The sequence below is a fragment of the Candidatus Cryosericum odellii genome, from assembly GCF_003570935.1.
Taxonomy (GTDB): domain Bacteria; phylum Caldisericota; class Caldisericia; order Cryosericales; family Cryosericaceae; genus Cryosericum; species Cryosericum odellii.
Map to the genome: position 1 here is coordinate 1 of NZ_QXIU01000211.1, position 19306 is coordinate 19306.

Sequence of the window (19306 nt, forward strand, 5' to 3'; positions counted from 1 at the left end):
CATTGCCCTATACTCGATTCTAGGATCGGGAGGTAGGTATGGATACGAGTGTCTTCTCCATAAGGAACCCTTGGCGTTCTGGGCTCCTGCCCAAGGAACCAGACCGGATTCCACGGCATGAACTGCAGACTGCACTATCATGGATGGACAGCAGGCACGTCATCACCATCGTCGGACCACGACAGGCAGGAAAATCGACCCTGATGAACATGCTCATTCGTCATCTGCTCAGTAGTACAGTGCCGGCTGCCAATATCTTCTACTTCACCACGGACGATGCCGAGACGGTCACCCTTCTTGCCAACGTCGGTGACTTACTGGCGTTTCTACGGGGTAACTCGACAGGCAATGGACGGCTTTATCTCTTCATCGACGAGATCCAGCGACTGGGGAGTCCAGGGCTCTTCCTGAAAACACTGTACGACTTGGACCTTGACCTCAAGATCGTTGCTTCGGGATCATCTTCACTCGAGATCCGCAGTGCGTCAAAAGAGCACCTGGTCGGAAGAGGCCGCGAATTGGTTCTGTACCCTCTGTCATTTGGCGATATTGCAGCAAGCAGGATCCCGGGGCTGCAGGCAAGTTCCGCCGACATTGCCCAGATTCAACGCCTGTATGGTACTGACCTCTTGCGCACGTTTGAGGAGTGTGCCGTGTGGGGGACTTATCCTGCCGTTGTCACTGCCCCAACCATGGCACAACGACACGACGAGCTGCAGCAACTATACCAGAGCTACGTGCTCCGGGACGTGTCGCAGTTCTTTCACATCCAGCACGTCGGAATCTTCAACAATTTGACCACCTTGCTGGCAGGCAGCGTCAGCAGTCAGGTACAATGGGAAACGTTAGCCAGAACTACGAAATCAAGCGCTCAGACGATCCATAGCTATGTCGATCTTCTGGAGGGAACCTTTGTCTGCCGTCAGGTTCTGCCATATACGGGCAACGTCGTGGGATCCATCCGCAGAATGCCAAAAATCTACTTCATAGACTGCGGACTGCGCAACAGTGTCCTCTCCGACTTTTCGGCGCTGTCATCGCGCCCCGATCGCGGGCATCTCGTCGAACAGGTCGTGTTTCAGGAGCTTTGCAAGATCCTTGAGCCAACAGACAGACTTTACTACTGGCGCATGTACGCTGGCTCACACGAGGTCGATTTTGTCGTCGTCCGAGGGGAGTCGCTTGTTCCCATTGAGATAAAAGACTCAAGCATGAGGAGCCCTGAGGTTCCCGATGGTATCAGCGATTTCTCCAAAGCCTTCAGGCCCTGGGGTACCATTGTGATGAACCGTGATTTCGCCGGGGAAGCAACCAGCGGAACCACCACCGTCATGTTCGTTCCCACTGCCGCAACCCTCGCCCGGCCAGACCTTTTCAGGGAGCTGCTTACAAAGGCACTCCACTAACCCCACATCCGTCATTCCCGCAGACGAGAATCCACTCCTGTTTCGACGTATGGGTCCCCGCATCCGCGGGGGCGACAAGAAACGCGTCATTCCCCCCCCGAGGACTTTTGTTCAATCCGAGGGGTGCTTTCGGCGAAGGCGGGAATCCATCCCTTCATCTTGTCAATGTACCACTCTAACCTATTGAGCAGCGTATCACATATCGCTCAAGAAGAGACATCCTCTGATGAGTCGATGCGGGCCATTTGAGGTTCTCTTTGAAACTGGTACACTGCTAATGGAACCTCTTGCGCTTGGGAGTTGAATCTACGAGGCATCAACATGAATGAAACATCTTTGGTTTCTATGACAGTAAACGCTGCATACAAGGAAGCAATCAGTGATGAGGAAATCGCGGAACTGCTGAGAAGAAAGAACTGGTTCCTGCGCTTGACCCGGAGTACGAGAAAGAACTTGAGTAAAAGAAGGTGAACCATGAACCAACGCACTGATCCGGCAACAAGCAACGCCGACGAAATGAAAACACTCAAAGAGATCAAGAGCATCTTGCGTGATCACCGCGAAGTATTAAAGAAACAGTACGCAGTGAAAACCATCGCTCTCTTTGGTTCTTATACTCGAGGCGAACAGACAGAAGACAGCGACATAGACATCCTGGTAACTTTCAGCCGTCCTGTCGGGCTTCTCTTCATTGACTGTGCCGATTACCTTGAAGAGATCCTCGGTATGAAGGTCGATCTTCTGACGCCGAAAATGATCAACAAGAATTCGTACTTGCACAAGTCAATAAAAAGGGATCTTGAATATGTCTAGTCCATTTAGAAAGAGAGATACTGTAACACTTCTTATGGACGTTTTAAGAGCAGCAGAAAAAATCTCACTTTATCTCAAGGGATGTTCTGTGCAGGATTTTGTGAAAGATCCTGAGAAAGTTGATGCTGTTGCAAGGAATTTAGAGATAATTGGTGAAGCAGTAACAAAACTACCAGATGGTTTTAAGAAAGAACATCCAGAAATTGAATGGTCACAGATTACTGGATTAAGAAATCGCATTGTTCATGAATATTTTGGGATAAGTGAAGATATTGTATGGCATATTGTTAACGAAGAACTTACTCCGTTGGTTCAGCAGCTTAAACCGATCATGCGGGCGGAAAAAAAGAAAGACAGCGAACGAGATGAAGACGCTTGAAGAGATCAAGGATGTTCTGCGCGACCACAAAGAAGAGCTGCATATGGGGTCAGTTGGTAAAGAGACCCCCCGAGCACTTTTTTCCCATGCGAGGGGCGTTTCCCCCTGAGTATGTTCCTCCAATACGAGGAGTGTAGTTCCCGAGCCCAAGGATGTTTTCTCCCGAGCACTTTTTCTCAATGCGAGGGGTGCTGTCGTATCCAAGGGTGTTCTGCATGTTTGTCCAATGCAAGGGGCGTAGTTCGGAAATGATAAGTTCGCGGTCCTTCCGGCGAAATTTCGTCCTTCCCGCTGGACTCTGTCATCCCCCCGAGCATTTCTTTTCAATGCCCCCGAGCCTTTCAGTGTAAGGCGAGGGGTGCTCTCGGCGCAGGCGGGAATCCATCCTTTGTCCTTCTCGATGTACCACCCTGGGGGCAATGAGCAGCGTATCACATATCCGACGAACTGAACCACACTGACCAATTGACTGCCTGACCTGATCCGTACCGAAAGGAGAATTTACACCAACATTCTAGACTTGACTGGTGTCGGGGACTATCGCTGCAGTTTCTTGTATATCTCTTTGCGGTCTCCAATGTGTATGATGATCGCACGGTCTTTGCCTTCAATAGCAAACACGGCACGATATGGACCAGATCGTGCTCTGTAGAGAGAGCCTAGTTTATCTCCCGTGAGTCCTCCGTACTGGCCGGCGTTGATCTTCTTTACAAAAGAGTCCAGCAATTTCCTACGTTGATCAGAATTGGCAGTCAACCGTTTCAGATCGTCAATAGCGCTCTGCTTTAGCGTTATCTCCATCTACAGTTGAGCCATCGCGTCATTAAGGGAAACAACTGCATCTTTTGGATCTGCCATTCGCTGCTTGGCAATCTCAATGTCTTCCACGTCTTCTATGTAGTCAACAAGTGCTTTGTTGATCACCCACGCTCTTGAACGTCCAAGTTCTTTCGCTACAGTATCGACTTGAGCTTTCAAGGCGTTGTCCATGCGAAGCGTTATTACCGTGTTTGCAACCATGATACTCATCTCCTTTTTGTGCCCGTCCAGTACCACAACGTATTATATGTGAATACGCCGTAACCGGTACGCTGTCTAGTGTAGTCGAGTATTGTGAGATTTCAATGGATTCTCTTCTGGATTGCCAAGACCGTAACAGGAACGGCAAATCATGCATTGCCAGCAATGCCCGGGCTTTGGAACTCGGGTCACTTCCCCTGTAGACTCGTCGGCCTCGGAGCAAGAAACCACAGTCTGAGCCAGCTCTGACATACCGATAACGCCTGCGGAGACACGACTCCAGGGCAGCGACCACAGAGATCTCTGCTTTCGTCCGGACGGCCCCGCCTCCGCGGGGGAGACAAACAAGGACACGGCTTCTGTGTGTCTGCGTCATTCCCGCTGAACTCTGTCATTCCCCCCCGAGTATGTTAGTCCAATACGAGGGGTGCTTTCGGTGCAGGCGGGAATCCAGTCCTTGCCTTTGGTCCGTCATTCCCCCCCGAGCCCTTTTGTTCAAGGCGAGGGGTGCTTTCGGCGTATGCGGGAATCCAGTCCTTCATCTCGTCAATGTACCACCCTCGCCTATTGAGCAGCGTATCACATATCGAACAAGATGCGCGAGCTCAAGCTGGACGAGAAGTTCACGGTGCGCCAGTTGCTGGCAGATCTGGAGACTATCAGCGAGATCAGATTCTCAGGCCGGTACGGGAAGCTGCTGACCGAGACGACCAAGGCTCCGCGTGCAATAATGGAAAGCCTTGGCGTCCCGGCGGAGACATGGTTACAAAAATGGCGGGAATTATGGTCTGTGTTTCACGTTCTTGTTGTATTTTCTGCTGCACAATGTACAATTCGAATATCCGTGTGAGCGGCGATTTTGGAATATATCCTTTGTGACGGATACTCCGTGTACTATCCGTTATAAAGGCGATTCTCGGTGTTCTCTCAGGGAATGAGATGCTTCTCTGGGAAGGAGTTCCCGAGTACCTTCAGCGAGGAGGGTAACCGTGCCATATCTTGCAGTTATTGGAGACATGATTCAGTCGCGACAGGCACAAGACAGGAGCGACGTTCAGAAGAAACTGACAACAGTGCTGGAGGGCATCAACCAGGACTTCGGTGCTGATAAGGTTTATGGAGACTGCCTGATATCGAAATTCACCATTACTCTGGGCGATGAGTTCCAGGCGCTCCTGAGACCGACAAGAACGATCTTTCAGATCCTGGATGTGATCTCTTGGAAAATGGAGCCCTCCGAATTCCGTTATGGCATTGGTGTAGGAACTATCTCGACATCCATAGACCCAAACAAAAGCATAGGCGCAGATGGTCCTGCCTATTGGTTTGCCAGAGAAGCCATTGATTACATCCATGGCAACGACGACTATGGCGTCAATCATCTTGCGTTCCGCTGTGGAGACAGGGATCTAGTCCCCTGGCTCAACGATGCGCTCGCGTGCACGGAGTTTATGAAGTCCAAATGGAATGTGACGCAGAGAGAGGTGTTTCACGAGCTCCTGGAAGATCGCCTGTATGACGAGCAATTCGAACAGAAGGCCATGGCAGCGCGCATGGGTCTGAAGCCTTCTCCTCTTCAGAAGAGGCTGAAGACAGGCGGTCTTCGCATATACTTGAGGACACGGAATGACCTTGGCAGTGTGATAGAGAAGCTGGAGGGCAGTCATGACAAGTAATCTCACGATCCTGTTTCTGATAGCGCATTTCCTGGCGGATTACTATCTTCAGCCGCAGACGGTGTCGGAAGCAAAAACCAAGAGATACGCGGGTGTCCTTCTGCATAGCCTCATCTACATGGCTTTGTTCGGACTGATTTGCATCCTTCAGAACGATCTTGTGTTACCCATTGGGATGGTTGTGTTGTCACACTTTTTGATCGACAGCAGCAAATACCTGATCGAGAAATGCATAGGAAACAAGGAGGAGTGCATCCTGTATGGAGTGGACCAGTTTCTGCATCTTGCCATTATCGTAGTGGCCGCAGGAAGCGCTAGAGCGCCGTCTACCGCATCGCTGATTACCACCATCCCACGGCCATATCTCCAATGGGTGCTCCTCCTGATCGTCATCATGAAACCCGTGAATGTGACTTTCAAAAAGATGTCTGCGAAATATCAGCCGACAAAATCTGAAAAGATCGTCAGTCCACAGACCTCAGATGGTCTACCAAGTACAAGAGCAGAAGCGGAACCGGTCGATGGAGCTGGCGCCATAATAGGAAATCTGGAGCGTATCATTGCGGCAGTCTTCATCTGTAGCAGCCAGTACGCGGCCATGGGGCTGATCTTCACAGCGAAATCGATTGCCCGCTATAACAAGATAGCTGAAGACCAGGCTTTTGCCGAGTACTATCTGATTGGGTCCCTGTTCAGCGTCCTGTCTGTTATGGTCTGCTACTGGATTGTGTTCTCTGTCTTGTGACCGTATTGCCTGGTGCTTCATCCGTCATTCCCCCCCGAGCACTTTATTCCCATGCCCCCGAGTATGTTAGTCCAATACGAGGGGCGCTTCTGAGGGGTGCTTTCGGCGAATGCGGGAATCCAATCTTTGTCCTTATCAATGTACCACCAAGTGCCTATTGAGCAGCGTATCACATATCCTACGGGATATTGATGGACGGGTCGATGGCGTGCAGCGCAGCCCGCATGGCGTTTGCGTCATGACTGCGTGCGGCGTCCAGCAGAGCATCGACGGCCGGGCGGAGCACGGCCAGGTCTGCGCACGCGGGATACTTGACACGCATGATGCTCTCGAAACTCGTCGGCACGACGCGCTCCGCGGACGACCACAGCTCCTCCGTCATCTTCTCGTTGCCGCGGTTGCCCGTGATGATGATACTTGCGTCACGCCCGACCTCCAGCCCAGCCAGCTTGATGTAACTGCGTGCCAGGTCAAGGATCCGGATGGGCTCGCCCATGCGCAGGACAAACATGTCCCCCCCTTGCGTCAGCGCGCCAGCCTGCAGGACCAGGTGCACTGCCTCGGGGATGAGCATGAAGAAGCGCTCCATCTCGGGGTCGGTCACCCGCAGGGTGCGGGTCTCCTGCAACTGTTTCTGAAAGACCTCCGCTACACTGCCCTTGCTGCCCAGCACGTTCCCAAACCGGACACTGGTCGCCCGCAGGCCCTTGTGCCCGTCGGCCACCTGGACCAGGAGTTCCACGATGCGCTTGCTGGCGCCCATGAAGTTGACTGGGTTGACCGCCTTGTCGGTGGAGATGTTGACGAAGCGCTCAGTCCCGTGCGACACAGCCAGCCGCAGCAGGGTACGTGTCCCTTCGACGTTGTTGAGGATAGCCTCCTCCGGGTTCTGTTCCATCAGCGGCACGTGCTTGTGCGCTGCAGCATGGAAGATGATGTCGGGATGGTACGTATCGAACAGCCAGGTCATGCGGGCCTCATCACGCATGTCCCCGATGACAGGCACGGCACATGTCACGCCCTGGCGCTCCTGCAGCTCGCGGTCGATGCGGAAGATGCGGTTCTCCCCCCTGCCCAGCATGATCACCTGTGATGGGTTGAGCCGTGCCACCTGCCGGACGATCTCGGACCCGATGGAACCGCCTGCGCCTGTCACCAGGATACGTTTGCCCTCCACATACGCCCGTACCGGCCCCAAGTCCGTGGACACCGGCGTCCTGGCCAGCAGATCCTCCAGCTGGATCGGGCGCAGGTCGTCCACGTGGATGGACCCGTCCACCAGCTCCCACATGCCTGGCAGCGTCCGCACCTGCACATCGGTGTCAGCCAGAGTGGACAGGACCTCACGGGTCACGGCTGCAGCGTGTGACGGGATAGCGATGACTACCTGGGCAGCTCGTGTACGTCGTGCCATATCAGCGATCGTGGCGACAGGACCCAGCACGCGCACGCCGCGCATCGTGCACCCCCGCTTGGTGGCATCATCGTCGATCAGTCCAACCACCTTGCCCAGCTCGGGGTGCGCCTCGAACTCGCGCAGGACCATGTCCCCAGCATCGCCGGCCCCAACGATCAGCACGCGCGTACCGGACGAAGTATGCTGAGCCGGTTCCTCAAGGCTCGCCTGCCACGTGTGTCGCCCGTACCGCCACCGTGCTATGGAGCGCACGCCTGCCATGAACAAGAAGGCCAGCACCGCAGATGCAGCAAATGCCCCCCGCGACCATTGCACTTCTCCACGCATGGCTAGCAGCAACGGCAGGGCCAGAACCTTCGTGACCGCGACGACGACGGCCACACGCTCCATGTCTCGCAGGCTGGCGTATGACCACAGCGCCAATGGTGTCTGAAGTAACACAGACACTGCGACGAACACCAGGTTCTCCACCAGCCCAGGAAATCTCCGAATGTAGACAAGGGACCACGGCGCCGCGCTGAAGTCGAGCCGAGCAAAAACAGCCAAGACCGTGGCGAGGTTGAACACGGCCACGTCCATAGCCAGCCGCCCTATCGCACTCATCCATCCATTCTGTCTGTTCACTCGCAATGTCATCACACGCTCCTCACGGCCCTCTTCTGCACATACCAGTATAGGCATGAGAGTACAATCACCACACCTGTGAGCACTCCGACAACGGCACCCCAGCCCCAGCGACTCGCAACAAGAACCAGTATACTGACAGCCGACTGAATGCCAGCATACGTGACTGCAACAGCAGGGTGTGCCCAGCCGAGTTCGTTGACCAGGCGCTGATAGGCGTGCATCCGATGAGCTTCAAACAATCGTTCATGCCGACGCAGGCGAGCAATGAGCGTCAATCCCGCGTCGACGTAGAAGACCGTCATGGCACCTAGAGCGCACAAGCCCCATATCGGTTGTTCCATCCACAGTCGCAGTGCCAGGAGTGATGCGGTGAACCCCAGAAACGTACTGCAAACATCCCCCATGAATACCCGTGCCTTGCGCCACAGATTAAGTGGAAGGAATCCGCAGCATGCGGCAGCGATGATGAGTGCAACTCTGCCGATCTCGACGTCCTTGGCAAAGGTCAAGGATATCACAGCGAGCGTCCCGAACACCACAACTCCCATGAGCCCGGCCATGCCATTTGAACCGTCCATGAAGTTGTAGATGTTGGTTGTGCCGACGAGGAGCAGGACAAACATGATTGCTGCGGCCACCACAATCATGACCGGCAGGTTGGTCTGTCTCAGCAGCCACAGTGTGCTCAAGCCTGCCAACATGCATTGCACGAGGAGCCGAAGGCGAGATTCGACGTGCCACCGATCGTCGACCAGACCCAGGAACCCGATGCCAGCCATGGGCAGCCAGGCAGCAACGGCCAATCCACAGACAACCCCGGCCACAACGCCTGCAATAGAGATTCCGAGTCCCCCTGCCCGTGGTGTCATCTCGGTATGACTGCTCCGACCGTTGGGAGCGTCGACAAGCCCTACGTTGGCACCACATGTTGCTACGAGAAAGCCAACGCCAAACGTCATGAGGCAAGCGCCTATCGCCCAAGCGAATAGAATCACCGTTCAGCTCCCGATGACGAGTCCATGCGTTCTAACTGTAGTGTGAGCCAGTTTTGAACGGCTGCCTCGCCATATAGCAAACGTGGGGCAGATATCTCTATCGTAGAGTCTGCACCTGCCGCGAAGTAGTTCATCTGATTGCTCCGCCACCGTGTGAATCGTCGCAAACACTCTGAAACCCTGCGAAGCGCGCTGCCTCAAGATCCAGCACTCTATCCTCGTCAAATCGTTCCTCGGCACGCTTGCGACCAGCACGCCCCATGCGATTCCTGAGTTCGCTGTCGTGAGCTAGCGACACTATCGCTTCGCCAAGTGCTTGTGGATCCCTGATTGGAACCAGGTACCCGGTCTCACCGTGCACTACTTCCTCGCGACTGCCCCTGATGTTAGTGGCAACGACAGGCAAACCACAGGCCATGGCTTCGAGAACAGACCTCGGCATACCCTCTCTGTAGGATGGCAAGACAAACAGGTCCGACCCCCACAACAGTTGTCGTGGCGAACATGACACGAATCGGACGCGCTCTTTCATCTCCGCACTAGGCAATTGAGCCAATAGTTGTTGAGTATCCAGTGGATAGGGTTCATCTGGCACAGAGGAGGAAACAGCCACCAACAGCGCATTTGGCAAAGCAGTCAGCACGTCAGGCAAAGCAGCAAAGAGGTCTGTCCATCCCTTCTCCCGCGAGAGTCGGGCTACAATTGTTACGGCGAACGCCCCCTCAGGTATCTGGAGCGCCTCACGCGCTGCTGATCGTTCCTCTGGCACAGGTGGACGCAAGAGACCAGTGTCTACACCATTACCAATAGTCTCGATGTGATCTGCAGGAACGATGCCAAGTTGGACAGCCGTGGCAGTGTCTTCTGCGCTTTGCGAGAAAACCATAGTGCAAGAACGGCACTTGAGCCGCTCCAACCATACAAACAACCGGGTCTTCTTCGCCCCTGAGAACTCATCAAAGTGAAAACCGTGTATGGTATAGAGCACTATTGGCACATACGCCAGACCTGCAGCGATGCATGCATCGAGGCTGGCCCCCGGGGTGTGCGAATGCACAATATCGAAATGCTCATGGCAAAAGAGCCGATAGAGTTGCCAGATGCCGCGTACATGTCGAACTGGGTTCATACCCCGTCCTAACGAGACAGCCCAATGGCGAAAACCCTCTTGTTCCAGCCTGCTACTGCCCGCCCCAGCACTGCACGCAAACTCAACGGCATAGCCTTCGGCATCCAGCCGTCGCATGAGAGGAGCCAGCATCTTCACTGCTGTGAAATCGACCGCACACACTTCCAGGATGCGTAGCTTGCCGTCTGGCAAATGGCTGCGACTATTGTCGTTTACCATAGTAATCCATATACCACCTGATTAATCGAGGAATCCCCACCTCTATCGGTATCGACGGCGAGAATCCCGTGTCATCTCTCAATGACTCCGTGTCTGCGTGCGTTGAGACAACATCACCTGGCTGTATCGGAGCCGATACTCGAATAGCTTTTTTGCCAAGACATTCTTCGATGAGATCGACGCAGTCGCCGACGCGCACGGGAGAGCCATGTCCGATATTGTAGACTCTGAAGGGGGCCGTACTCGATGAAGGAGAATCGAGCAGTGTCTGCTGGACCGACGGTGTTGGTACAAGTGGTATCAGTCTCGTGACAGCTTCGACGATATCATCGACGTAGGTGAAGTCGCGATACATCTCACCTCCATTGAACAGCGTCAGAGGCTGTCCCCTGAAAATGGCATCAGTAAACAGGAACAGTGCCATGTCCGGCCTGCCCCACGGTCCATATACAGTGAAGAACCGTAACCCTGTGGTGGGCAGGCTGAACAGATAGCTGTACGCATGTGCAATCAACTCGTCCGCTCTCTTCGTGGCGGCATAGAGACTGATGGGATGATCGACGGAGTCGTCCACGCCGAACGGCGAGTGCTCATTCGCTCCGTAAACACTAGAACTGCTGGCATAGACGAAGTGAGGTATGTGGCCCATCCGGCACTCCTGGATCAGGTTGGCAAAGCCGACGACATTTGACTGTATGTACACCTCGGGATGTTCCAAGCTATAACGAACGCCAGCTTGAGCTGCCAGGTGTATGACAGCATCAAAGGAGTTGTGCGCGAAGACCTCGTGCAACCCCTTGGCATCAGAGATATCAAGAAGCTGGAAAGAGAAATCGCCGTGCTTTTGGAGTTGATCCAGACGGTCTCGCTTCAGCTGGACGTCATAGTAGGCGTTCATGTTGTCGACGCCCATAATAGAGTGTCCATCCTGAATCAGACGAAGACACAGATGATACCCAATGAAGCCACAGGCTCCGGTCACCAAGTAGTGCATGGTACTCAAAGCCTCCCGTCCACGGTCTCTCTTGGCAATATCCCTTTGACGTCGAACACGACGCACACATCCTTGCCGTACGAACGCGGGAGGGGAGCCTGATCCTGTATGAACACATCGTGAGTAACCGCCAGTATGACCGTGTCATACGACCCGTGCACTGGATGCTCGACAAGCTCAATACCGTAAAGCCGTTTTGTATCGTTTACGTCGGCGACGGGATCGAAAACATCAACTGTACAGCCTAGACCACGCAGCTCGCCGATAATATCGATGACACGTGTGTTGCGTACATCGGGACAGTTTTCCTTGAAGGTAAGACCCAGGATCAGGACCTTGCTGCCAGCGATGGTCATGCCTTTGAGGGCCATGAGCTTTATGGTCCGGTACGCAACATACTCGCCCATGGAATCGTTGATGCGGCGCCCAGCCAGAATGACTTGCGGAGTGTAGCCCAAGGCCTGAGCCTTGTAGGTCAAGTAGTAGGGGTCCACACCGATGCAGTGTCCGCCGACCAGCCCTGGCTTGAATCTCAGGAAATTCCACTTAGTCGAGGCCGCTTCCAGAACGGATTGTGTGTCGATGCCCATACGGTCGAAGAGCACTGCTAATTCATTGATGAGAGCGATGTTGACGTCGCGTTGCGTGTTCTCGATGACTTTGGCAGCCTCTGCCACCTTAATCGATTCGGCCCGAAATGTACCGGCCGGCACAATGGCTGAATACATGCCGTCGATGATATCCAGTGCCGCCGGCGTCGAGCCAGAAACCACCTTCTGAATCGTCTGCAACCGATGCTCCTTGTCCCCTGGGTTCATCCGCTCAGGCGAGTAGCCGCAGAAGAAATCACGGTTATAGGTCAAGCCGGACAGCTTCTCCAGCAGAGGCACACATACTTCCTCGGTAGCCCCTGGATAAACCGTGGACTCATAGACCACGATATCACCCTTTTTGAGCACCTTGCCAACAGTCCGTGTCGCGTTTACCACAGGCGACAGGTCAGGTACCTTGTGTTCATCGACCGGTGTTGGTACTGCAATGACGTAGAAGTCGCATTCGGTCAGCTTGTCCGAATCAGTCGTGAATAACAGTTGTTGCGCCTGGACCAACTCGGCTGGATTCACTTCGCCGGTATGGTCATGCCCCGATTGCAGTTCCTCGATCCGAGCAGCCTTCTCGTCCAAGCCCACCGTCGGGAACATGGTGCCAAACGCAACAGCCAATGGCAGACCGACATAACCCAGCCCGATAACCCCGACGTGCCGACCAGCCACTAAATTCGCTCTTACTGCTACTCCGTCCATTTTCTCCTCCATGCCTCAAACATCAGTACGGTCCACAGATCATACTGCCAATTGTGTCGTCGTGAGACGTGCTCTTTCCACAGATGCTGGACCGATTGCACATCAAACAGTCCTGTCTCCCCGAGGGTCTTCGCATCCAGCAAATCCTCTGCCCAGTCCCGCAACGGACCACGCAACCACTCCCCTATAGGAATCCCGAACCCCGATTTGGGCCGGGTCGTCAGTGCCTCTGGAACTCTCGTCTTGAGCACTTGGCGCAGCAACCACTTCGTCTGTCCGTCCCGAATCAGATAGTTGTCAGATAGGGATGCCATGTACTCATACAATCGGTGATCCAGGAAAGGAGCTCTTGCCTCCAGCGAACAGGCCATACTCGCACGGTCGACCTTGCAGAGGATGTCATCAGGCAAGTAGGTTTGAGTATCCCAGTACATCATACGGCGGAGGACTGACCAGGTCTCGCTCGCAGGAGGTAGGTCACTGGAGAGCATCGTCCCCGCAACTGCAAGACTTCGCCAGTGCTGGTTGGTAGTTAGCAGTCGGTACGCGTCCTCCAGCGAACGCGCGCCGGCAAGCCCTGCCAGCTTCTGCATCTTGTCCCCTACCAGTCGCTGTCTGCGTGCAGTGGACCTCAGTGCCTGAGATGCTGACCCCAGTGCATTCCATACATTCACCGGGATACCCATAGCCAACGTGGATAGCGCACCTCTAAATGCCGGTGGCCAGCTCCCAAAACGGCGCCAGAGTCCCGGGAGGTACGCGTACCTGTTGTAGCCGCCCATGATCTCATCGCCTCCGTCCCCCGAGAGAGCAACCGTGACATCGGCCCTGGCGATGCGAGACACCAGGAACGTCGGTATCTGGGAAGAGTCGGCAAATGGCTCGTCATAAATATCCGGGAGCGCAGGTATAATTTCGTATGCATCCTGTGGCGTCACGTAGACCTCGGTATGACTGGTCCCCAAGTGCTCCGCCACACGCCGCGCATATGGCGCTTCGTCGTACCCTTCGACTGGAAACCCCAAGGTAAACGTCCGAATCGGCAGTGTACTCTGCTCTTGCATCAAGGCAGCTACGGTCGTCGAGTCGATGCCGCCGGACAAGAAGGCCCCTAACGGCACGTCAGACATCATCCTGCAAGCAACCGCTTCTTTCAGAAGGGTTTCCACTCGCTGAACGACCTCATGCTCATATGTCACACGTGCTTCATCATCAGTTGTCGCCACAAACTGCCGCGCCTCCCAGTACGGCTCCCGTGCAGGCAATTCCTGCCGCTCCATCATTGCCGGTTTCAGGCACAACATGGATGCTGGAGGAACCTTCCAGATGCCTTGGTAGATGCTCCTTGGTGACGGTACGTAGCTATACTGCAGGTACAATGCGCTGCTAACCTCATCGATGCGCGGATTCCAGTCGGGGAGGACCGAGAACGCCTTCAACTCAGAAGCAAAGGCAAAACTGGACCCAATGAACCCATAGTACAGGGGTTTCTCGCCAAACCGGTCGCGGGCCAGATACAGTTGCTTCTCCGTGTTGTCCCACAGCCCGATAGCGAACTGCCCGACCAGTTCACGCAGTGTCCCTATTACACCCCATTGTTCTACTGCAGCCAGTATCACTTCTGTGTCTGAGTGCCCGCGCCACTTGGTGGTGCCCCGGGATGCTCGCTCGAGAGCGACCCGGAGGTCCTGGTAGTTGAAGATCTCGCCGTTGAAGACGATAGTCCATCGCCCCGACGCTGATGTCATGGGTTGACTGCCGGCCGCGCTCAGGTCGATGATCGAGAGACGACGATGGCCCAACGCCACGTACCCGTCAGGGTCCGACCAGACGCCCTCTGCGTCCGGTCCCCGATGGACCAGACGCTCGGCCATGGCATGAGCCAGCGAACGTGCTCGAGCTTCTCCCAGAGGTTGACGTGCAACAAATCCGGCTATTCCGCACATGTTACCCCCTTAGCCCGCGGCATCGCGCAGAATTGCTGCGAGTCGAGGCGCAGTAACCTGCAGACAGTAGTTTCTCTCAACCAAGACTCGCCCGGCCGTCCCCATGGAAGAACGCATCTGAGCGGACTCCAGCAGTTCGCTGAGCGCGCTCATCCATTCTTGGTCGGTACCAGCGAGAAAACCGTTTGTGCCATTGCTAACTATGTCACGATTGACGCCAACGGGCGATGCTACGACAGGCAACCCACACGCCATATACTGAATGAGCTTGTAACCGCACTTGCCCCACTCCCAAGGCTCATCCGGCAGAGGCATGATCCCAATGTCACACTCGGAGATGTCTGCTGCCTCTGTCTCTGCCGACCAGGGCCGCCATTCCACAGGGACCCCAGGCAGCGAGGCCGGACGTCCTCCAATCACGATCAATCGGTATCTATATCGCAGTGCCACGGTTGCCAAGGGTCCGGCAACAAGCGCCAGGTATTTCGACGTTGCAGGAGAGCCTATCCATACGATCTTCAGTCCTTCTTGTTCCGCCTTGACACAGACAGGATATCGACGCAGATCGACCACCGTTGGGATAATCTCTACGTTGTGAGCTCCAGCCGCAAGCGCCCGCGCAGCTAGGTACGAATTGCCAACTGTAACAGTGGTTGCCATCTCCATCAGTGCACCAATCTTCTTTCCCAAGGCTCGCTGCACTAGCCAGAAGCGATTCCGGTCGTACATGTGAAAAATGGCGTCATCATAGTCAAGTACAAGGGGCTTGTGTGCGTGCACCAAGAGAGTGTGCTCCACTCCATAGGGAAGCCATGGGAGCAGCTCCTTCTCAACCCAGAGGATGCTGGCATTCTGTTCACGCCACACCAGCACAATTCTCTTGGCGTAGCTGCGGATGCGCGGTCCCACGGGCCGCCAGCCGTGCTGATAGAAGAACGCAACCGCGCGATCGTCTATCAACTCCGAGACTCGCAAGTCTACCCCGAACTCGGCCAATGCGTCAACATATTGGTATATGCGCATACGGCTGCTAGCGCCAAGGGGACCATAACGAGTCGCAGCAAGAACACTCAGTCTGTCCACTGCGTCCAATTCCTCAGCAAACGCTGTCGGCACTGTTGTCCACTCTGAGTCCTGCACTGTGCGAACATGCGAGCAGATAGCATAAACGCATACTTCTCATCCGGCCCTTGTCTAGCCGAAACCCGCGCGCGAGCCGCTCTCGCGCCAGAGCCACATGGCGAGTACTCTCGTCTGGACGATCCATAAGAAACTCAACAGCATCAGCCAGTTCGCACGCATCCCCCGGCGCTACCAGTATGGCACACTCATCACCGACGACCTCGGTGATACCGGGTAGTCTAGAAGCAATTGCTGGCACGCCAGCATCGAACGCCTCGAGCAAGACAAGGCCGAACGCCTCGCTCCTGCTCGGGACCACAACACAATCGTATTCGCTCATACGAGCAGGTCCTTCGTCATCTTGGCCCATGAAAGCGACAACGGACGAAAGCTCCAGCTCTTGGACTCTGCGTTCGAGCGATGGCCGCAGGGGGCCAGCACCAAACAACGTACACGATACTGATCTGCCACGCTGCGCGACGAGCGACACCGCATCGATGAGCACGTCAGGCCCCTTCTCAGCGGCAAGACGCCCAACGAAGCACACCCTAAACTTGTGCTGTCTGCAGCTGTCGATGTCTTTCGATTCTCGATAGCTACATGTCAAGATGCTGTCAGCTCTTCCATTAGCAGCGACCTGAGGGTTTTCGTCCAACCAGTTCAGCACCGTGCAGACTGCTTGATGTTGGTCTGGTTTGCACAGCGACCGATAGTCGTTTTCAACTGCATGAGAAACGCATATTACTGCGTCGGCCCGTCGTAGGCACCACCTCTCAAGAGCGTTCAGCAGGCCGGCCCTGCCATGGTGTTCCCGAGGCAGCAGCGCATGCACGGTGACAACAATAGGCACATATGGCATTAAGATGAGAACAAGCAACTGAGCGAGTAGGCAGAGACGTCCGTGCACGTGAATTATGGTCCCACGTGGCAAACGATGAGCATAGCGCAAAGACCCTACCATCATCCGTGCTGCTTTCCCTAGCTGAGGAGACATGTTCATGGTTTCAACCGGGACCCCTCTCGAGCGGAGTTCGCGCGAAAGCCATCCCTCCCCCGGGCATACAACGCCCACCAGTATGTTCATACGTTGAAGCCCTAGAGCCAGGGATTTGACATGTGTGGTGACACCAACATGACCGACAACTGGAGCGACCAAGACCACTCTGTGCTTACCAAGTATATCAGGCATGATTCTCCGCCAACATCCGTTTATTGTAGTCCCAGATGTCGCTGCTCAGTCCGCTCCACAGTTGTCTCAGCCAAGGCGCTCCGTTGTGGCATGCAAGCAACAGGCTGACGGAATTTGGAGACGGCGTGTCTTGACAAAGCATCTCAGTTTCTCCAACCTGTTTGACGTCCACGGACAGGTGAACCATCACTGCTGAGTCGATCCCGAACGTGATCTAGATCTTCGGCCAATCCAAGATTGAGGACTCCTAGGCAAGTAGCCTTAGCTAGTACCAAGTGACCCATCAAGAAGTACTTCACTGCAGTTCCCATAATCTTCATCCAGATCAGGAAGTACCACGGCCGATAGAACGAGGCGGTCATCAACAGGAGGTTACGAGCGTAGAAGTATTGAGCACAGGGTAGTGGCAGCAGATTACTCTCTTTGGATCCAGTAGAAGCACCTTGTTTATGGTATACGAGGGCATCACTGGCATACCCGAGTTGAAACCCTCGCCGCTTTCCCCATATCGCCCAATCTAGTTCCTCAAAATACAAGAAATAGCACTCGTTCATCAGTCCAACGTCCTGCAAATAAGCTCTGATCGCCATCACACTTGCCCCCGCAACATAGGTTATTGATTTCTCGACCCTACAAGTATCCAGCCGCGCGTTTGCGGTTAACCCCCGTCCACAATTCTTTGTCCGAGTTGTACGGTAATCATAGTGAGCGCCAGAAGCAGCTTGCACCAAATGTGGATCAAGATACTCCAGCAAGGTGCAGCCGCACAAACCGATGGTATGGTCGAGACTCATGCGCTCAACCAGATAGCCGAGTGCACGACAGTCTACCACTGTGTCATTATTCAGAATCCAGACGTACTGCGCCCCCTGCGTCACGGCCTCCCGGAATCCGCTGACTCCTGCACAGGCAGGCTGATCATGACTTCCCATGACATGTTGGGTCTTTTTCACCAAGAACCTCGCAGCCACGAAACAGACTGCATCAGCGAATCCATGAATGGTGAGCCTGCTGTCCAGTCTAAGCTGGTGCTCAGCTTGCAGCTGTTCAGCGCGTATCTTCGATCATGGCCGGGACGGTCGGGGACGAAGGTGATGAGCTTGGTGTAGTCCTGTTCGGGTTTGCCGGTCTGCTGGGCGAGGGCGTGGAGGAGCAGGTGGATGAGGTCGATGTTGCTGAGCTCGTTGTCACCACCGACGTTGTAGACCTGACCGGGGGTACCATGGTGCAGGACGGCGTCGATGGCGTGGCAATTGTCCTCGACGTACAGCCAGTCACGGACGTTGAGGCCGTCGCCATACACGGGGATGGGTTCACCGGCCAGGGCTTTCTTGATGGTGAGAGGGATGAGCTTCTCGGGGTACTGGCGGGGACCGTAGTTGTTGGAACTGCGGGTGATCAGCGTGAGCATGCCGTACGTGCGGTGATAGGCCAGGGCCATCAGGTCACCTGCTGCCTTGGAGACGCTGTAGGGACTGCTGGGGTGCAGGGGAGAGTCCTCGGTGAACTTCGCGGTGCTCTCGATCGGGAGGTCGCCGTACACCTCGTCCGTACTGATATAGAGGAAGCGGGCAGTGTCCATGTAGGCATCTTCCTGCCACTGCTTGCGGGCCACGTCGAGCAGGACCTGCGTGCCCAGGACGTTGGTACGTACGAAGACGTCAGGACCGTCGATGCTGCGGTCCACGTGTGACTCGGCGGCGAAGTGGACAACCAGGGTAGGATGGTACTCCCGGAACACCGCCTCCACAGCGGGACGGTCGGCCACATCAGCCTGCACGAAGGTATAGCGGGGATCATCTGCGATCTCTTTGACATTGTCGGGGTTGCCCGCATAGGTCAGCATGTCGAGGTTGACGAGATGAATGTCTGGGTACTGGTGCATCTGCTGGAGGACAAAACAGGAGCCGATGAAGCCGCAGCCTCCGGTGACAAGCATGGTCTCAGTCATGGGACAATACCTCGTGGTACCGCAGGAGGCAGTCGTCGAGGGCGTCTTCCCAGGGACGCATGCCGTTCAGCTGTTCGAGTTCGAACTTGCGGTTGGCCAGGACCGAGTAGGCAGGCCGGCGCGCAGGTGCAGGGTAATCCACAGTGTGAATGGCTATGACGGGAACATTCAGGCCCAGACGGTGCACGATGCGGGTGGCGAAGGTATGCCAGCTGGCCTGCCCCGCGTTCACGCAGTGGTACGTCCCGGAACAGCCGTCCTCGATAGCTGTCCAGAGCTGATGGACGACATCCTCGGTGAAGGTGGGACTGCCAACCTGGTCATCCACGATGCGCAGCTCGTCCTTCTCACGGGAAAGGCGCAGGACCGTGCGG

18 protein-coding genes are annotated in these 19306 nt (G+C 55.2%); 5 read left to right on the forward strand and 13 right to left on the reverse strand.

From position 1 onward, the window contains the following. The first annotated feature begins 38 nt into the window (after positions 1 to 38). The 3 genes from SMC5_RS08560 to SMC5_RS08575 all read left to right on the forward strand — a co-directional run bounded on the left by SMC5_RS08560 (position 39) and on the right by SMC5_RS08575 (position 2598). Positions 39 to 1406 (forward strand): ATP-binding protein, encoded by a 1368-nt coding sequence (locus SMC5_RS08560; protein ID WP_119120369.1) that lies wholly within the window; start codon positions 39 to 41, stop codon positions 1404 to 1406. A 474-nt stretch (positions 1407 to 1880) separates the two neighbouring features. Beyond that, positions 1881 to 2219 carry a nucleotidyltransferase family protein gene (locus tag SMC5_RS08570; protein ID WP_207799175.1) on the forward strand — a complete coding sequence of 113 codons (339 nt, stop codon included), beginning with the start codon at positions 1881 to 1883 and terminating at the stop codon, positions 2217 to 2219. Further along, positions 2212 to 2598: a HepT-like ribonuclease domain-containing protein gene (locus SMC5_RS08575; RefSeq protein ID WP_119120371.1), complete on the forward strand. Its 387-nt coding sequence runs from the start codon at positions 2212 to 2214 to the stop codon at positions 2596 to 2598. The genes SMC5_RS08570 and SMC5_RS08575 overlap by 8 nt, the downstream gene beginning before the upstream one ends. Before the next feature lie 537 nt (positions 2599 to 3135). Here the strand turns inward: SMC5_RS08575 and SMC5_RS11780 are convergent. Continuing rightward, positions 3136 to 3399, reverse strand: coding sequence for a type II toxin-antitoxin system RelE family toxin (locus SMC5_RS11780; RefSeq protein WP_119120372.1), 264 nt, complete (start codon positions 3397 to 3399; stop codon positions 3136 to 3138). Next, positions 3400 to 3618, reverse strand: a complete 219-nt coding sequence (locus SMC5_RS08585) for a ribbon-helix-helix protein, CopG family (protein ID WP_165849046.1) — start codon at positions 3616 to 3618, stop codon at positions 3400 to 3402. It abuts the gene before it with no gap. A 989-nt stretch (positions 3619 to 4607) separates the two neighbouring features. Here SMC5_RS08585 and SMC5_RS08595 point away from each other — a divergent pair. Further along, complete coding sequence (locus SMC5_RS08595) at positions 4608 to 5294, forward strand: SatD family protein (protein ID WP_119120375.1); 687 nt, start codon at positions 4608 to 4610, stop codon at positions 5292 to 5294. After that, on the forward strand, positions 5284 to 6039 hold the full coding sequence (locus SMC5_RS08600; protein WP_119120376.1) for a DUF3307 domain-containing protein: 756 nt from the start codon (positions 5284 to 5286) through the stop codon (positions 6037 to 6039). The genes SMC5_RS08595 and SMC5_RS08600 overlap by 11 nt, the downstream gene beginning before the upstream one ends. 178 nt (positions 6040 to 6217) lie before the next feature. On the opposite strand, the gene SMC5_RS08605 is transcribed toward SMC5_RS08600, so the two are convergent. The 11 genes from SMC5_RS08605 to SMC5_RS08655 all read right to left on the reverse strand — a co-directional run. Then, on the reverse strand, positions 6218 to 8092 hold the full coding sequence (locus SMC5_RS08605; protein WP_165849047.1) for a nucleoside-diphosphate sugar epimerase/dehydratase: 1875 nt from the start codon (positions 8090 to 8092) through the stop codon (positions 6218 to 6220). After that, positions 8092 to 9078: an MraY family glycosyltransferase gene (locus SMC5_RS08610; protein WP_119120378.1), complete on the reverse strand. Its 987-nt coding sequence runs from the start codon at positions 9076 to 9078 to the stop codon at positions 8092 to 8094. The genes SMC5_RS08605 and SMC5_RS08610 overlap by 1 nt, the downstream gene beginning before the upstream one ends. 130 nt (positions 9079 to 9208) lie before the next feature. Then, positions 9209 to 10426, reverse strand: coding sequence for a glycosyltransferase family 4 protein (locus SMC5_RS08615; RefSeq protein ID WP_119120379.1), 1218 nt, complete (start codon positions 10424 to 10426; stop codon positions 9209 to 9211). After that, positions 10410 to 11420, reverse strand: coding sequence for an NAD-dependent epimerase/dehydratase family protein (locus SMC5_RS08620; protein ID WP_119120380.1), 1011 nt, complete (start codon positions 11418 to 11420; stop codon positions 10410 to 10412). Before SMC5_RS08620 ends, SMC5_RS08615 begins: the two co-directional genes overlap by 17 nt. Positions 11421 to 11425: 5 nt before the next feature. Then, positions 11426 to 12724, reverse strand: a complete 1299-nt coding sequence (locus SMC5_RS08625; RefSeq protein ID WP_119120381.1) for a nucleotide sugar dehydrogenase — start codon at positions 12722 to 12724, stop codon at positions 11426 to 11428. Beyond that, positions 12712 to 14670 carry an asparagine synthase (glutamine-hydrolyzing) gene (gene asnB, locus SMC5_RS08630; RefSeq protein ID WP_119120382.1) on the reverse strand — a complete coding sequence of 653 codons (1959 nt, stop codon included), beginning with the start codon at positions 14668 to 14670 and terminating at the stop codon, positions 12712 to 12714. The genes SMC5_RS08625 and asnB overlap by 13 nt, the downstream gene beginning before the upstream one ends. Positions 14671 to 14679: 9 nt before the next feature. Continuing rightward, positions 14680 to 15753: a glycosyltransferase family 4 protein gene (locus tag SMC5_RS08635; protein WP_207799177.1), complete on the reverse strand. Its 1074-nt coding sequence runs from the start codon at positions 15751 to 15753 to the stop codon at positions 14680 to 14682. 13 nt (positions 15754 to 15766) lie between these two features. Further along, positions 15767 to 16981, reverse strand: a complete 1215-nt coding sequence (locus SMC5_RS11785; protein WP_119120383.1) for a glycosyltransferase family 4 protein — start codon at positions 16979 to 16981, stop codon at positions 15767 to 15769. Positions 16982 to 17124: 143 nt separating this feature from the next. Further along, positions 17125 to 17934 (reverse strand): glycosyltransferase family protein, encoded by an 810-nt coding sequence (locus SMC5_RS08645; RefSeq protein ID WP_119120384.1) that lies wholly within the window; start codon positions 17932 to 17934, stop codon positions 17125 to 17127. Continuing rightward, positions 17931 to 18932, reverse strand: coding sequence for a dTDP-glucose 4,6-dehydratase (gene rfbB, locus SMC5_RS08650; protein ID WP_119120385.1), 1002 nt, complete (start codon positions 18930 to 18932; stop codon positions 17931 to 17933). The genes SMC5_RS08645 and rfbB overlap by 4 nt, the downstream gene beginning before the upstream one ends. Next, positions 18925 to 19306, reverse strand: a 382-nt coding sequence (locus SMC5_RS08655; RefSeq protein ID WP_165849048.1) for an SDR family oxidoreductase, incomplete at its 5' end; no start/stop codon positions are given. The genes rfbB and SMC5_RS08655, both read right to left, overlap by 8 nt.